This is a genomic window from Methylomonas rivi (assembly GCF_024505165.1).
Lineage (GTDB): Bacteria > Pseudomonadota > Gammaproteobacteria > Methylococcales > Methylomonadaceae > Methylomonas > Methylomonas rivi.
Genome location: NZ_JANIBK010000277.1, coordinates 1 through 2,164, shown reverse-complemented (window position 1 = coordinate 2,164; position 2,164 = coordinate 1). Strand labels below are relative to the sequence as shown.

General features: G+C 53.1%; 2 protein-coding genes and 1 pseudogene. 1 reads left to right on the top strand and 2 read right to left on the bottom strand.

Annotation, left to right across the window (positions count from 1 at the left end; translation table 11 throughout):
• Positions 1-187: 187 nt before the first annotated feature.
• Positions 188-568 (top strand): hypothetical protein, encoded by a 381-nt coding sequence (locus NP596_RS21050; RefSeq protein WP_256617346.1) that lies wholly within the window; start codon positions 188-190, stop codon positions 566-568.
• Between the two features lie 67 nt (positions 569-635).
• On the opposite strand, the gene glk is transcribed toward NP596_RS21050, so the two are convergent.
• Both glk and NP596_RS21040 read right to left on the bottom strand, forming a co-directional pair.
• Positions 636-1,625 carry a glucokinase gene (gene glk / locus NP596_RS21045; RefSeq protein ID WP_256617345.1) on the bottom strand — a complete coding sequence of 330 codons (990 nt, stop codon included), beginning with the start codon at positions 1,623-1,625 and terminating at the stop codon, positions 636-638.
• 11 nt (positions 1,626-1,636) lie between these two features.
• A pseudogene (locus NP596_RS21040) lies at positions 1,637-2,164 on the bottom strand (glycoside hydrolase family 15 protein); the annotation flags it as partial.

Genomic DNA, 2,164 nt, shown 5'->3' with positions numbered 1-2,164 from the left:
AAATCGATTTTCAAACCGTTTAATTTCCGGCGGCCCACCCGGAAAAAATAATTTAATCCATGAGTTTTATTTGTCCGACTATGGTAGGATGAATCTGCTACAAAGTGGCAGCTAATTAGCCATACGGTTATCATTAAATTGTTTTGTTAATTAGTATTACAACACCTCTAACAATTGGATTTGAAAAATGGTAAACATTAAAAAAGCTTTGGTTTCATTGGTAATGGCAACAGCCCTGATTATGTCATCGACTGCATTCGCCGAAGGCGCGACCGACGCGAAAGTAAGAGCCGCTGGCGAAGGCTCTCTGGCCAAAATCCAAGAAGCTGTAAGCTTGCAAGCCAAAGGTGCCGATAAAGCGGAAATCAGCAGTGCGCTGGGCGAAGTTCGCCAATTGCAAAAAGAATTTCGTTTCGAAGGCACCGAACGTTTGCGTCAAAAAGCCGGCGACAAGTTGAGAATTGCCCGCAAACAAGTTGATGAAGGCGATGCGGGCGCGGCAGCCACTCTGAACGAGTTGCTGGACATGTATAAAGAAATGATGAAACTCTACAACGCGGCTCACTAAGAACCGCCCGGCATATTCGTTCCCCTCATTCGCGTGGGGAACGGCTATGTCATCTTTAACCGCCCGGCTATTCCGCCGTAAAATAATGAATCGCGCCGATCAGCGGCGTTCTGGGATTTAACGCCAGTTTGACCGACACTTTTCCCAGCAAGGCCTGAAACCGCCCTTTAGCGGTAAATCCCATCATAAAACCGCCGGCCTGCATGGCGGAACGTATTTTCGGACCGATGCCGCCGCCGATAAACATCCCACCGGTAGCAAACGATTTCATGAATAAATTGCCGGCTTCCGCGCCGTAAATCTCCACGAACAGTCTCACCGCTTCGCCGCATAACGCATCCTCGCCATCGATACCCAAGCGGGAGATAATGGCATTGCGGTCGGCGCCGTTACCGTTACACGATGCCGCGCTCGGCACCGCCGGGCAGGGCGGCGCAAACCGGCTTTCGACCAGAAAATCGTACAAATGGCTAAAGCCGACGCCGGACAAAATCCGTTCGTAACTGACGTGCTGCGGAAATTGCCTGCGCAAATAATGCAGCAATTTATCCTGCTGCACGGTTTGCGGCGCAAACGAGCAGTGCCCGCCTTCGCTGGCGATGGGGTGATACTGTTGCCCATCCCAATACAGGATCGCTTCTCCCAGCCCGGTGCCGGCGGCTATCACGGCGATATTGCCGGATTGCGGTTCGGCGTTGGGATTAAGTTCGACGAAGTCCTCGGCTTCAAGGTGCAGCATGCCGAACGCCATGGCTTCCAGGTCGTTCAGCAATCTGACTTTCGGGGTGCCCAGCTTGGTTTTCAGCAGCTCCGCATCCAGAGTCCAATTCAGGTTGGTGGCAAAACAGCGCTGCTCGACCACCGGCCCCGCCACGCCGAAACAGGCCGAACTCAACTGTACGCCCGCCGGCAAAAACAACGCCAAAATATCGTCGAAACTGTCGTATTCGCCGCTGGCAAAAGTCTGCTCCCGCACGCATTTCAACAGGCCGCCCGCATCTTTTTCCAATAAAGCTAAAACCGTTTTAGTACCGCCAATGTCGCCGGCAAGAATCATGGTCGACCCCGTTAATTTTGATTGTGATTGAGCAAATACACCAGCGCATCCAGGATGCCGTTGGCCAGCGCGTGCGGCGGCAATTGATAAAAGGCCTGCCACGCCAGCGAGACGCATTCTTCGTAGTTATCATAATACTGCGGATGCGCCTGCAGCCAGCATATGCGTACTGCGTGGCCTATCAAAATATCGGTTACCAGGGTGTCCTCGATATAGAGATCGGGATTATTCCGCACGATGGATGCCAACGCCCGCAGGGCTTCCACGCTGAGTTGCCGGTATACCGGCGCCTGGATTTTGTTTAGCACATGATTGATGTGCAACCTGAAACTCTGTTCGCCGGCCGTCATCTGCGCCAACATGATTTCGCTGTCGATGCGGCGTTTGCTGTTGTATTTTTCGCCTATCATCAGGCCTTTGCAGTGATGCAGCAAATCCCAAATGCCGCTGAAAAACGCCTCGTTCTCGCGGCCGACGCTGCCCTGCTGCTCGCGCCAGGCATACCAGTCCTCGGCGCCGCCGAAGTGTTGAGGGTCCAT

Coding starts and splice junctions, on each gene's coding strand:
- NP596_RS21050 (WP_256617346.1), top strand. CDS start 188: ATGGTAAACATTAAAAAAGCTTTGGTTTCATTGGTAATGGCAACAGCC.
- glk (WP_256617345.1), bottom strand. CDS start 1,625: ATGATTCTTGCCGGCGACATTGGCGGTACTAAAACGGTTTTAGCTTTA.